The sequence below is a fragment of the Allofournierella sp. CML151 genome, from assembly GCF_027853465.1.
Taxonomy (GTDB): Bacteria; Bacillota; Clostridia; order Oscillospirales; family Ruminococcaceae; genus Allofournierella.
This window is the reverse complement of sequence record NZ_JAPNNW010000029.1, coordinates 1-11939: the sequence shown is the minus strand read 5'-3', so window position 1 is coordinate 11939 and position 11939 is coordinate 1. Positions and strand designations below refer to the sequence as shown.

Genomic DNA, 11939 nt, shown 5'->3' with positions numbered 1-11939 from the left:
TTGAGATATTTTATACGCGCATCACGCTGACCACGTCCTTCACCCGGCGCAGCTTGGCCAGCACGCTGTTCAGATGCTCGGTGCTGGCGATGCCGATGGTGAGCGACATGGAGGCTCGGCCATTGTCCACGGCGCGGGCGCTCATGGCGTACACCGGCACACGCAGCTCGGTCAGTGCCATTGCCACATCGCCCACCAGACCACTGCGGTCCATGGCAGTGAGCTCCAGAGTGGCCTTGTAGTTTTCCTGCTTGGTGTCCTCCCAGTAAGCGCGGACCCAGCGGCCCCGGTTCTCCGGGTCCGCCATGCTGGCCTGGGCGTTCTGGCAGTCCTTTTTGTGGATGGATACGCCAAAGCCGCGGGTGATGAAGCCCACGATCTCGTCGCCGGGCAGGGGGCTGCAGCATTTGGCGAACTTCACCGGGCAATTGTCGATGCCTTCCACCACAACGCCGTCGCTACCCTTGTATTTCTTCAGGGGAATATCCGCCATCAGATTGGCGGCCTTTTCGTCGCCCGCCTTCAGCTTGGCGTATTCGTCCTTGATCTTGCCCATCAGACGGCTGATCTGCAGGCCGCCGTAGCCCAGTGCCGCATACATCTCATCGGCGCTGTTCAGCCGCTGGCGGCGGGCAATCTCGGCCATGAATTCATCCCACTTGTCGTCCGGGACGGTGATCAGATTGCGGCGCATCTCCCGCTCCAGGGCGGCGCGGCCTTCCTGGATGTTCTCTTCCCGGCGCTCCTTCTTGAACCAGTTGCGGATCTTATTGCGGGCCTCGCTGGTGGTTACGATCTTGAGCCAGTCGCGGCTGGGGCCCTTGTCCGCCGGGCCGGTGATGATCTCGATGATTTCGCCGGTGACCACCTTATGATCGATGGGCACAATACGGCTGTTCACCTTGGCACCGATCATCCGGTTGCCCACCGCCGAATGGATGGCGTAGGCAAAGTCGATGGCGGTTGCACCGGCGGGCAGGTTGATCACATCGCCCTTGGGCGTAAAGGCAAACACCTCTTCGGGCAGCAGGTCTCCCTTGATGTCCTGCAGCAGGCTGCCGGCGTCCTCGTTCTCCCGCTGGCTTTCCAGCAGCTGGCGAACCCAGGCCAGGCGTTCCTCCAGACGGTCACTGCTGCCGCTCTGGATACCGGCCTTGTATTTCCAGTGGGCCGCCACACCGTATTCCGCCATCTGATCCATCTCGCGGGTACGAATCTGTACCTCAAAGGGAATGCCTTCGTGGCCGATGACGGTGGTGTGCAGCGACTGATAGCCGTTGGGCTTGGGGGTGGAGATATAGTCCTTGAACCGGTTGGGCAGCGGGTGGTACATGTCGTGGATCACACCCAGGGCATTGTAGCACTCGGCCACCGTGTCCAGGATGATGCGCACCGCATACACATCGTAAATCTCTTCAAAATCCCGGTTCTGCATGAACATCTTGCGGTAGATACCGTAGACGCTCTTGACCCGGCTTTTCATGATGGCTTCCGGCATGCCGTTCTCGGCCAGCCGTTCCCGGATGACCTCGGCAATGTTCGTTACAAACTCCCGACCGCCGTTTTCCGCCAGCAGGTCCTTGATGTTCTGGTAACCCACCGGGTCCAGATACCGCAGGCTGCGGTCCTCCAGCTCTTCCTTGATGTTGCTGATGCCCAGACGGTGAGCAATGGGCGCGTAGACCTCCATGGTCTCCAGGGCCTTGTCCCGCCGCTTCTGCTCAGGCCAGGCATCGCCGGTGCGCATATTGTGCAGCCGGTCGCACAGCTTGATGATCATGACCCGAACGTCCTGGCTCATGGCCATGAGCATCTTGCGCAGGTTCTCGGCCTGCTGCTCCTCCACCGAGGAGAACTTGATCTTAGTCAGCTTGGTGACGCCGTCCACCATATGGGCCACATCCGCGCCGAACTGGCTTTCCAGCTCATCCAGTGTGACCGAGGTATCCTCCACCACATCGTGCATCAGGGCGGCGGCCAGGCTCTCGGTATCCATACCCAGGTCCACCAGCAGCATGGCAACATGCAGCGGGTGGCAGATATAGGGCTCGCCGGAGCGACGGAACTGGCCGCTGTGGGCCCGCTCCGCCAGCTGGTACGCTTTGTCCAGCATCTCCATATCGTAGGGGCGGCCCGATTCCAGGACCATTTGTTTCAAATCATCGTATACTACATATCCAGCCATGGATCATGCCTCCAGTGCCTTAAGTATCGGGGCCGAGAACAGGTCCTGTTTCTGGGCCACCGGTACCGGCGCATACTTTTTGGCCCCGCCGGTCTCACAGATTTCCACGAGACCCAGCTGGGTCAGGGCGGTCAAACCCGCCAGAATTCGCCCGGTATTCTCCGGGCCAAGCTTTGCAAAAACCGGCTGCAGGTCCTGCGGCCACACCTCGCCCTTCTGAATCATGCGGTAGAGCGTCACGATCAGGGCGCGCTGGGGCAGCAACTCCTGCCGCTGCCGGTCCGCCAGTTTACTGCCGTGTAAAAAGGCGTCGAAAAGCGCCGCCTGCCGGGCAGTCTGGGCAGGCAGGCCCGCGGGGCGCAGCTCCCGGATGCGGCCGGACAGCTGAGGTCCGTTTTTGCCTTGATAGATGGACAGCGTGATGGCAGCATCCACCCGGTCACCAGTCTGGTAGGGCAGCTGGGCCACGCTCACACCGAAATAGGCGGCGTACAGGCAGCCTCCACCCTGGCGCAGCCGCAGGCGACAGTGCCGCCCATCGCTCACCGGATAAACGCCCTCGATCAGCGCGTTTTCCAGAAGGAACAGGGGCGCGGGATTTCCGTTGCCGCAGGGGGCCAGATAGTCCAGGCCCTCCACCTCCTGCACAGTCAGTGTGTCCAGCCGAACGGTCACGTCCAACTCCAGGGGCGGGCTTTCCAGCACCGGGTATTCCCGGGCGGCAAACTCATTCAGCGCCTTGCGCAGCGCCGGGATATTCTCCTCCTTCACCGAGAGACCCGCCGCCAGCGCATGGCCGCCAAAGCGCAGCAGCAAATCGCCGCAGGCACTGATGGCCTTGTGCAGATTAAAGCCGGGCACACTGCGGCCGGAACCCTTGCCCTCGCCCTCCTGCACGCTGATCACAATCACCGGCTTACCGTAGTGCTCCACCAGACGGCTGGCCACAATACCGATCACACCGGGATGGTAATCCTGGCCCCAGACCAGGATCACCCGGTCGTTCTGGCGGGCCGGGTCTGCCGCCAGCTGGGCCTCCGCTTCGGCCATGATGCGCTGCTCAGCCTCCTGCCGGGCGATGTTACTGGCCACCAGCTGGTCGGTAAGCTGCTGGGCTCTTGCCTCATCCTCACACAGCAGCAGCTGCAGCGCGCTGACCGCGGAATCCATTCGTCCGGCGGCATTCAGCCGGGGGGCGATGGCAAAACTGATGCTCTCGCTGGTCACGGGCTTGTCGCCCAGACCGCAGGCCCCCAGCAAAGCCAGAAGGCCGGGCCGCTCGCTGTTCTGCAGTGCGTACAGGCCGTGCTTTACAATGGTTCGGTTTTCTCCCTGCAGCACCATCACGTCCGCCACGGTGCCGATGGCTGCCAGATCACCACAGAAATCCAGCAGCAGCTCCGGCTCGCAGCCGTCCAGCGCGGCGCACAGCTTGAAGGCCACACCCGCGCCGGAAAGGGTCTTGCAGGGGCTTGTGTCGTCCGCCCGGGCGGGGTCCACCACCGCCACCGCCTCCGGCAGTGTTTCACCGGGCAGGTGATGATCGGTAATCACCAGGTCCACGCCCAGCTCCTTGGCGCGCCGGGCCTCCTGGACGGCGGTGATTCCGTTATCCACCGTAATGATGAGCTTATAGCCCTTTTCGGCCAATTGCTCCACAATGGCGTTGGTCAGACCGTAGCCATCTTCCTCGCGGCTGGGCAGCTTGCAGCGCACATTGGCACCCATGCCACGCAGATGGGAATATAAAAGGGCGGTGGCAGTTACGCCGTCCACATCGTAATCACCGAAGATCACGATGGGCTGCTCTTCGTCCACCGCCTGTAAAATCCGCTGGACTGCTTTGTCCATATCCCGCATCAGAAACGGGTCGGACAAGGGAGCATCCTGCTCCAGAAATTCCATGGCCTGCTCGGGGCTGCTCATGCCCCGGGCCACCAGAATACGCGCCAGAAGCAGCGGCGCGCCGATGGCATTTGCCAGCCGCGCGGCGGCCTGCTCATCGGGCTGCTTGACTTGCCAGGCTCGATAGGTCATTGATTGCTTTGCTCCTTTGAATAGAAAGTATCGTCCGCCGAAAGACCATCCTGGGCCAGCATGGCCTGCATAGCGCTGATCTCGGTGGATACATCCAGCGCAGTGTCGCTGAGCAGATCATCGCGCAGGTTCTCGAAGGCACGATTCACCGTGTGCAGGATGCCGGTGATTTCCAGCTTGATGTTTCCTGCCACTTCGCCCTTCTGGTCCTTCACATCATCGTAGGTTTTCAGCAGCTTCAGGGTGGTGGGCATGTAATACCGCACCAGACGGCGAACCTTTCCGGCGCTGTTCGGATGATCCTCCACCCAATCCAGAATTTCACCGGCCTGGGTCTGCATGCGCACCAGCTCCTGCTGCAGGTCCGGTTCGTCCGCTGCGGCGGCTGCATGCTCACCCAGCACCTTCAGGAACTGGGCTCCCTGATCCAGGGTTGCCCGCAGCTCGGCTCCTGCCGGGTCTGCTTCTTCCTGCTGGCGGCGGGTCTCCTGGGCGCGGCGCTCCTCTTCCTGTTGGCGCTGCAGCTCCCGGTATTCCGCTGCGTTCAGGAAAAACCGGTCCTCTTCCTCATCCAGATAGGCATTGGGCAGCCAGCCCTTGCGAATCATGAGGGTCAGATCCTTTTTTACAAAGGGGACCGGGCGCTGCACCACCTCACTGAGCCGGGTCAGCGGCACATTGGTCTGCTGGCCCATGCCCATCAGGTAGCGCTTGCGGCGGAAACGGCGGCCCGGCTGCAAAAACAACCAGCGAGCGCCCAGCCCAAATGCAACGCAAAGCGACAGGAAAAATACACCGGTGACAATGCCCAGCGCAAGCGGCCCGGACACAAATCCCATCACAAGACACATCACGCCGAAGAAGCCCAGCACCACGGCGCAGCCTGTGGCCACGGTGCCGCCCATCATGCACAGGCCGTTGGACACTGTTTCTCCCAGCCGATCCACTACCCGGTCCACCCGGGCAGCCGCACGGTTTGCAGCGGCATGCGTCTGCGGCGCCTTGTAGCGGGGGGCGCCAGTGGCAGAGGTCCGCACCGGCTGCGGGGGCTGCTGGCCCTGTTTGCCCGCGGCCTGGGCCTCGTTCAGGCTCTTCTGCACCTGATCCCAGCCCTCCTTCAGCCCCCGGCCCACCTCGGTGGCCACAGCGGCGCCCAGCTCGTTCATGCTGCGGCACACCTCGTCCCAGGGGTCCTGACCGCCGGGCGTACGGCCGCTTCCGGTCTGGCCACGGCGCTGCTGGCCCTGACGGCCCCAGGCATCGTATTCATACGGTCGTTTCTCTGCCATCTTCTCTTCCCCATCCATTCCGTTTTATCGTTCCGGCCTGCCGGGCAGCGCCCGAAAAGCCGCTGTTCACATCATTCCTGTGGGCCGCCGGTGGCCATCAGCGCCCGGGCACAGCGCAGGCCATCCACTGCGGCACTCACAATACCGCCCGCGTAACCCGCGCCCTCGCCGCAGGGATACAGCCCCGGCAGTGCGGTACACTGCAGATTCTCCCCCCGTTCCAGTCGCACCGGGCTTGAGGTACGTGTTTCCAGGCCGGTGAGCACTGCGTCCGCCGCGGTATAGCCCCGCAGCTTGCGTTCAAAGGCGGAAAGGCCGGTGCGCAGCGTTCCGGCCAGCTCCTCGGGCAGCAGGCTGCCCAGATCATAAGCGCAAACGCCCCGGTCATAGGTGGGCTCCACCCGATTCAGGTCCAGCCGCCCCTTGCCCTGCAGAAAGCTCTGCACGGTTTCCGCAGGGGCTGCATAACCACCGCCGCCCGCCGCATAAGCTGCCCGCTCCAGCTGCCGCTGAAAGGCAATGGCCTTGGCCGGGTCCTGATCGAAGTCCCGGCCATCCACACTGACCACCACCGCCGCATTGGCATTTTTGCCCGCACGGGCGTGATAGCTCATGCCATTGGTGAGCGCGCCGCCCTCCTCGCTGGCCGAGGCTACCACCTGGCCGCCGGGGCACATGCAGAAGGTGTAGACACAACGCTCACCCACATGTTGGCTGAGCTGATACTCCCCCCGGGGCAGCGCCGGATGGCCTGCTGCCTGGTGGTAAAGGCTTTTTTCGATCTCAGTCTGCAGATGTTCCGCGCGGAAGCCCACCGAGAAAGGCTTGCAAACAAGGGGCAAGCCCTCCTCCTGCAGCATCTCGAAGGTATCCCGCGCCGAGTGGCCCACCGCCAGAATCAGCGCCGGAGTGGCGATATCGCCGCCGGTGGTCTGCACGCCGCAGAGCTTCCCGTTTTCCCGAATCAAGCCGGTGAGGCGGGTATTGAAGCGCACCTCGCCGCCCAGCTGCTGAATCTCACCTCGGATGGACTGGATCACTCCCCGCAGCAGATCGGTGCCCACATGGGGCTTCTGCCGGTAGGCAATCTCGGCCGGTGCACCGTGGCGCAGCAGGGTCTGGGTCACAAAACCGCACAGCTCGTCGTTAATGCGGGTGGTAAGCTTGCCATCAGAGAAGGTTCCCGCGCCACCCTCGCCAAACTGAATGTTGGCATTGGGGTTCAGCTGGCCGGTGGCGGAGAAATGCTCCACTGCCTTGACCCGCTCCTCCAGGGCCGGACCCCGCTCCAGCACGATGGGGCGGTATCCGGCCCGGGCCAGTGCCAGTGCAGCGAACAGACCCGCCGGGCCCAAGCCGCACACAACCGGACGGCCGCCCAGCGGTGTTTTGGCGATTTCAGGCCGAAATTCCACCTGCTTGGATATAGCAACGCAGGGCGCGGCCCCGGCCAAAGCCGGTTCCGCACCCTCGTTTTTCAAGGTGATGGCGATGGTATACACCAGCACGGGCTTGCCGTGCCGGGCATCCACCGAAAGCTTTGCCACCCCCGCGCTGGCCACCTGGCTTTCAGGCAGGCGCAGGGTTTTCAAGGCCATGGCTTTGGCCTGCTGCTCGGGCTGGGGCACGTTCAGCCCCACCCGAAGCCCTCGAATCAACAGCATCTTTTCTGATCAGCTCCCGGAATTTACTGTGATGGAACACTCTACCGAATAGCTGCCCACTGCGAAAATGGTGCTGGAAGAGGGTACCGATATGGAGGCCGAAAGGTTCTCCGTGCCTGCGACCACCTGACTCTGGCTCATATCCACCGTGGCAACCACGCTGCTGGGGGACAGTTCCTCCAGCTCGTCCTCGGGGCCGATCAGCGTTACGTTGGACACCTTGGTGTCGTTCACCGTTACCGTGTAGCCGTCCGGCTGATTGATGGTGCGGATGTTCGCCACATTCAGGGTACGGCTTGCAAGGCTGGTGGTGTCGAAGCTCAGGGTGATGGTCTTCACATTGTTCTTGCTTTCCACGCCCTTGGGCAGGTTCACGGTGAGGCTGTAGGACTTATCCAGCTCAAAGGTGGACAGGTCAAAGTCGCTTACCGCCAGCTCGGTGAGGCTTTCCAGCGTCTCGGGGCGGCCGCTCACCACCATGGTCTCCTGGGACAGGGTGTAGTTCAAAGTATTCAGGTCGAAGCCCTCCGGCACGTTGATGAAGTTCACCGCCAGGGGCAGCTCCTTGGTCTGGTAAATGTTGATGGTTACATCCACCACCGTGGTGTCCATGGTGGTGTACTGCAGGCTCAAAGGCTGACCCTGAGCATCCTGCGCTTCCAGCGTGACCGTTTTGATCTTGCTCTCCGACATATTCTCCAGATCAGAGCTGGGCTCCACCCGGGCCACGATCCGGTCAATGCTGTCCACCTCGCTGGCGGGGCCGTTCACGGTCACCGAGCTGGGAGAAGCCACAGTGCCCTGCAGGATATATCCATCCGCGATGGTCAGATCGCTGGCCTGCACCTGCACGGTAAAGGTTTTTTCCTCCACGGAATCGAACACCACGGTAACCCGCTCGTCCTTATTCACGGTAGCCTTCACCTGACTGGCGCTGTCCCGCACCAGCACACGCAAAGGCAGGGTCACCTCGCCGGGGCCGTTCACCGAGGAATAGTCGGGATAGACCACGAAGTCTTCCGCCTTCAGGCCGCTCAGGTCATAGCCATTGCCCTCCAGCTTCAGGGAAACACTCTTTTGCGGGTTGTTTACGATATCCAGCCCCTTGCTGGTATAGCTTGTGGAATTATAGGTGAAATCCACCGGCACATTGTAAAGTGTAAAGGTGGAATTGGGGTTGATCACCATAGTGACCACCATCCACATCGCCACTGCCAGCAAAATGGACAGCGGGATGGAAAAACGCCGGTCGTCCAGCAGAGATTTATCTTTGTCCTTTTTCATTCTTTTTTCTCCAGAAAGAAGATTTTTTAGGAGTGTCCTGCTGTTCGGGAGGAACCAGCTCCTCCTGAAGCAGGTTGAACAGATTCTGACGGTCCAGCCGGCGGATCAGCACGCCGTTCTTTGCCAGCGAGATGATGCCGGTCTCTTCACTGACCACCACCACCACCGCGTCGGAATTTTCGCTCATACCCAGCGCCGCCCGGTGGCGGGTGCCCATGTCCTTGCCGATTTCCAGATTATCTGACAGCGGCAGCACACAGCCCGCCGCCTTCAGCATACCGTCGCGCACCACCACGGCGCCGTCGTGCAAAGGCGTGCCTTCATAAAAGATGGTGCCCAGCATCTCCCGGTTCACATCGCCGTTCAGCGGAGTACCGGTGCGGATGATCTCGGACAGATTGGTGTTGCGTTCCAGCACGATCAGCGCGCCGGTGTTGGTGTCGGACAATTGCTCCGCAGCATCACAGATGGCCAGGCAGGCATTCTGCCACTGAGCACGCAGGCCCGGGTCCATCCGGCGGCTGCGCAGCAGCTTGGACGCCCATTTGTCCGTGCGGCCCATCTGCTCCAGTGCCCGGCGAAGCTCCGGCTGGAACAGTACCACCAGCGCCAGGATACCAACCTGCAGCACGCTGTTCATGACCCACATCACGGTGCGCAGCCCCAGGATATACGCCAGTGCGTACACCGCAACCACAACAATCGCGCCCTTGGCCAGCTGCGCGGCCCGTGTCTTGCGGATCACTGCCAGCAGCTCGTAGATCACGAAGGCGACGATGGCAATATCCAGAATATTCTGCGGCTGCAGCCAGATGGACATCAAATTGCCCACAAACTGGCTGATTTCAAACCCATTCGCCACAAAAAAACCTCCTGTTTGCGCCGCTTCGGTCCAATTGGCCCGGCGGCGCAGTGTTTCAAAACTCCATGTGATTCATCGTTCGGTGCCCCCCGGATAAAGCCGCCGGAACAGGCACCGCATCTGCGCATGTTACCATTGTTAGTATATCACACGCCCGCAGGCTTGAAAACCTTTTTTTGGGTCTGCTGGTCAGCGGGTAATCAGTGCCACCGCATGCACTGCGATGCCTTCGCCTGCACCGGTAAAGCCAAGCTTTTCCTCGGTGGTGGCCTTGACGCTCACCTGCTCTTTGGAAATGCCAAAGGCTTCGGCCAGGTTCCGGCGCATGGCGGGAATGTGGGGTGCCAGCTTGGGTGCCTGGCACAGAATGGTGGAGTCGATGTTCTCGATCTTCCAGCCCTGACCGGCCATCAGGCGGGCCACATGACGAGCCAGCTCCAGGCTGTCCGCTCCCTTGTAGGCGGGGTCGGTATCCGGGAAATGCTTGCCGATGTCACCCAAAGCGGCAGCGCCCAGCACTGCATCCATTACCGCATGAGCCAGTACATCTGCATCGGAGTGGCCCAGCAGCCCCTTTTCGTAGGGGATATCCACTCCGCCCAGAATCAGGCGGCGGCCCTCCACCAGCTTATGTACGTCATATCCATGGCCAATGCGCATGCTTGTCTCTCCTTTCAGGTCCTCAGGTGTGGTGATTTTATAGTTGGCGTAATCGCCCGCAGTCAGCACCACCGTCCGGCCAGCCTGCTCGAACAGCTGGCAGTCGTCGGTGATGGAATCGTCCGCCGCGTGGGCCAGCAGCTCCAGATACAGCGCCCGGTCAAAGCACTGGGGCGTCTGTACCGCGAACAGAGTCTCACGGGGAGGGGTTCCCTTCACCCGGCCATCCTCTGCCTGCTTGATGGTGTCCTTCACCGGCACCGCCGGGGCTGCTGCACCGGTGCTTGCCGCTGCCTCCAGCGCCTGAGTAATCACCGCCTCGCTCACAAAGGGACGGGCCGCGTCATGAATGGCCACCAGCTCGCCGCTGGCCGCACTCACACCGTTGCGCACGCTGATTGCGCGGGTGGCTCCGCCGCGCACCAGAGTCACCGGCTTTTCACAGGCAGCTGCCGCCGCGCGGGCGGGGTCTTCATTTTCGCCGGTCACCAGCACGATGTCCCTCACCAGCGGGTGCCGGTCAAAGGCCCGCAGACTCATTTCCAGCACGGTGCCGCCGGAAATTCGGCAGGAAAGTTTGTCAAAGCCCATCCGGCGGGAAGAACCGGCGGCCACGATCACAGCGGTAACGGTTTTGTTCATGCTTGGTGCCTCCTGGCGCGGAATCGCCCGCCCTGCAAAGCGTTCCGCTTTCATTGTTTATAACAAGATCCATTATATCGTATCTTGCTCTAAAAATCCACCGGGTGCACACCACACGCGCACAAAAAACAGGCCGCCCCGGCACCATATACCGAAACGGCCCTCTATTCTCTGCCTTTCTGCGCACTTAGGCCTGACGCTGCTTTTTGTCCAGGCGCATCCGGTCGCTGATCATGGCAACAAATTCCGAGTTGGTGGGCTTACCCCGCAGATTGTGGATGGTGTAACCGAAGTAGCTGTTCAGGGTGTCCACATCGCCCCGGTCCCAGGCTACCTCGATGGCATGGCGGATGGCCCGCTCCACCCGGCTGGCGGTGGTACCGTTCTGCTTGGCAATTTCCGGGTACAACCGCTTGGTCACCGCGTTGATGTAATCCTGGTCCTCCATGGTCAGCAGGATGGCATCCCGCAAAAACTGGTAGCCTTTGATGTGGGCGGGCACCCCGATCTGGTGTAAAATTTCACTGACCCGTACCTCGTCGTTGCCGGTGCCGATCTGCCGATGTACCGGCGCCTTGCCCAGAGCCTTCATCGTCCGGCCTGCCAGGATCTGCTCGTCAAAGGGGCGCACATAATAGAATGCAAACCCGCTCTCCAGCAGCTCCTGCTCCGCCTCCTCATTCTGGAAGGGGCCGGTGGCGAAGAAAACAGCGCTGCCGCCCTGGGCCTCATAACGCTGCTTTACCGCCAGCGCATCCAGCCCGGGCATGAACACCTCCAGAAGAACCGCGCGAGGCCGGTATTCCAGCATTTTCTCCAGCACCTGCGTGCCGTCCTTCGGGCATACAATAACCTCCATGCCGCGCCCTTCCAACGCGGCAACGCAGGCGGCAGTGGCCGCTTCGCCCAGATCGGTCATTAAAAATTTCATGGTTTCCATTGTAGCTTCCTCCTGTTTTTACATCCGTTTTGCGGGTGGTTTCGCTGTGTTGTTTTAACAATGGAAATTTTACCATATATTTCCAGCAGTTGCAATAGTTAATTCCAGTTTTTACCATATTATTGGAAATATTTTCCTGACCGTTTCTCCTCTTTTTTGCCTTCTTGTACATAAAACCGCCAGGTTTCCCGTTCAGCTGTCATCTGTCACATCTTGCAGGACCACCACCGCACACCCTTTCTCAACTGCACCTTACCCCTGTAAAATCATAACCCCACGTTGAACGTGGGGTTTGCAGAACGGCCCTATAAGGGCCATTATTCCAGCAGCACCTAAAGGTGCATAATGAGCAACGCCAATCGCATTTGGCGTTGCT

Annotated in this window: 8 protein-coding genes; all 8 read right to left on the bottom strand. The window is 61.0% G+C overall.

Going from position 1 to position 11939, the window contains the following annotated elements; translation table 11 throughout:
* Positions 1–10: 10 nt before the first annotated feature.
* The 8 genes from PH256_RS14480 to spo0A all read right to left on the bottom strand — a co-directional run bounded on the left by PH256_RS14480 (position 11) and on the right by spo0A (position 11563).
* Positions 11–2185, bottom strand: a complete 2175-nt coding sequence (locus tag PH256_RS14480; RefSeq protein WP_087185177.1) for a RelA/SpoT family protein — start codon at positions 2183–2185, stop codon at positions 11–13.
* A 3-nt stretch (positions 2186–2188) separates the two neighbouring features.
* Positions 2189–4222, bottom strand: coding sequence for a single-stranded-DNA-specific exonuclease RecJ (recJ, locus tag PH256_RS14475; RefSeq protein WP_270914732.1), 2034 nt, complete (start codon positions 4220–4222; stop codon positions 2189–2191).
* A complete protein-coding gene (locus PH256_RS14470) occupies positions 4219–5511 on the bottom strand; it encodes a hypothetical protein (protein WP_270914731.1) in 1293 nt (430 codons plus the stop codon). The genes recJ and PH256_RS14470 overlap by 4 nt, the downstream gene beginning before the upstream one ends.
* A gap of 71 nt (positions 5512–5582) precedes the next feature.
* Complete coding sequence (locus PH256_RS14465) at positions 5583–7175, bottom strand: NAD(P)/FAD-dependent oxidoreductase (RefSeq protein ID WP_270914730.1); 1593 nt, start codon at positions 7173–7175, stop codon at positions 5583–5585.
* 9 nt (positions 7176–7184) lie between these two features.
* Positions 7185–8459, bottom strand: coding sequence for a CdaR family protein (locus PH256_RS14460; protein WP_270914729.1), 1275 nt, complete (start codon positions 8457–8459; stop codon positions 7185–7187).
* Positions 8440–9321: a diadenylate cyclase CdaA gene (gene cdaA, locus PH256_RS14455; RefSeq protein WP_242956195.1), complete on the bottom strand. Its 882-nt coding sequence runs from the start codon at positions 9319–9321 to the stop codon at positions 8440–8442. The genes PH256_RS14460 and cdaA overlap by 20 nt, the downstream gene beginning before the upstream one ends.
* A gap of 189 nt (positions 9322–9510) precedes the next feature.
* A complete protein-coding gene (ispF, locus tag PH256_RS14450; protein WP_270914728.1) occupies positions 9511–10623 on the bottom strand; it encodes a 2-C-methyl-D-erythritol 2,4-cyclodiphosphate synthase in 1113 nt (370 codons plus the stop codon).
* Positions 10624–10810: 187 nt separating this feature from the next.
* Positions 10811–11563 carry a sporulation transcription factor Spo0A gene (gene spo0A / locus PH256_RS14445; RefSeq protein ID WP_270914727.1) on the bottom strand — a complete coding sequence of 251 codons (753 nt, stop codon included), beginning with the start codon at positions 11561–11563 and terminating at the stop codon, positions 10811–10813.
* Between the last annotated feature and the right edge of the window lie 376 nt (positions 11564–11939).